The sequence below is a fragment of the Oleiphilus sp. HI0123 genome (assembly GCF_001635315.1).
In genome coordinates, this window is sequence record NZ_LWGE01001532.1 from 1 (window position 1) to 1,745 (window position 1,745).

Sequence of the window (1,745 nt, forward strand, 5' to 3'; positions counted from 1 at the left end):
AATCAATAAACCTTTAGATGATTTTAAATTAGTCATGTCTATCTCCCCTTAATCCGCTTTCTTCATATCAACGACCAAAACAGTGGCATAGAGCCAGGCCGAAATGAGCACAAGAAAATAAACAAAATCGCGCAAATCAATAACACCACGGGATATCGCATCGAAGTGAGTCAGGAAGCTTAGGTTAGCGAAGCCATCAACCAACCACAACGGCGCCCAAGACGAGAAAACATCCTGAACAATTGGAAACCCTGCTACCACCATTAGAAAGCACACCACCAAGGTTAGAATAAAGGCAATTATCTGGTTTTTCGTTGTTGCTGACAGGCATGAACCTATCGCCAAAAAACCACCAGACATTAGCCATGAACCAATATATCCAGCGAAAATCACGCCATTATCAGGCTCCCCAAGATAGTTAACGGTTATCCATAAAGGGAAGGTCAAAAGCAAAGCCAGACCGATAAAAAGCCACGCCGCAAGAAACTTGGCAACCACCAGCTCCAAAGTAGATAGAGGTAAAGTCATTAGCAACTCAATGGTGCCACTGCGACGTTCCTCAGACCATAAGCGCATCGCCACTGCAGGCACCAAAACAAGATATAGCCAGGGAATGAAGTTAAAGAAAGCCCCAAGGTCAGCCTGACCTTGCTCAAAGAAATGCCCCAAATAGAAAGTAAACACACCACTGAGCATTAGAAATATAACGATAAAGATATAAGCGACAGGCGTTGAGAAATAACTCGCCAACTCCCTTTTTAATACAATATTCATGACGTTCATGAGCGACCTCCCGTACGAGCAGCCTGCTCTGCTTCGATTGTTACCTTCCTAAAGACATCATCCAACTGCCCCGTCTCGACATGCAGTTCTTCTATCTGACAATTGGCGGCATGTAACACGGAGTTAATTGGTGCAAGAATCGCCTGCCCATTCACTGGGTAAGCCTTGATTGAACCTGTCGAGTCACTATCAACTGATTCAACCTGCGGTAAAGCTTGCAGCTGTCTGATAATGTCTTCATTATGTTCTGAAAGCCTGACTGTCACCGCGTTATGATGCTCTGACATGGCAGCTAGTTCTTCAGGCGTTCCATCAAAGACGATGGCTCCTTGAGCCAAAATCATGGCACGAGAACAAACCGCACTCACCTCTTCAAGTATATGCGTCGAGACAATAACAATCTTGTCTTCTGACAAATCGTGGATTAACTGTCGAACCTGATGTTTTTGGTTTGGGTCCAAGCCATCAGTCGGCTCATCCAGAATTAGCACTTTGGGATCATGAATCAAGGCCTGGGCGATCCCCAAACGGCGGCAATAACCTTTCGACAGGTTTTCTACCTTCTTGTTCAGAACCGGTTCCAACGCGACCTTTTCCACAACCTGGTCAATTCGGGTCTGCAGCTGAGCCCCAGAAAAACCTCGCACCTGACCGATAAACCTTAGTGATGCGATAACCGTCATATCTGCATAAGCAGGTGCACCTTCAGGCAGATAACCAATTTCTTTCTTGGCGGCAATCGGGTCCGATAAAACATCATGTCCCATTACCGCTATCTGCCCCTCACTGGGTGCCAAAAACCCTGTCAGGATCTTCATTGTTGTTGATTTACCTGCGCCATTTGGCCCTAGAAACCCTAAGACTTCACCAGGTTTGACAGTAAAGCTGATATTATTTACAGCGCAGAAGTCATCAAAATTTTTAGTAAGATTGGAAACTTGTATCATGGTTTACTCTGAATT

The 1,745-nt window shown here is 45.2% G+C and carries 2 protein-coding genes; both read right to left on the bottom strand.

What is annotated here, in order from left to right:
* Positions 1-48: 48 nt before the first annotated feature.
* Entirely contained in the window at positions 49-783 is a 735-nt protein-coding gene (locus A3761_RS20395) for an ABC transporter permease (RefSeq protein ID WP_068514694.1), read from the bottom strand.
* Positions 780-1,730: an ABC transporter ATP-binding protein gene (locus tag A3761_RS20400; protein WP_068514691.1), complete on the bottom strand. Its 951-nt coding sequence runs from the start codon at positions 1,728-1,730 to the stop codon at positions 780-782. Before A3761_RS20400 ends, A3761_RS20395 begins: the two co-directional genes overlap by 4 nt.
* Positions 1,731-1,745 lie beyond the last annotated feature (15 nt).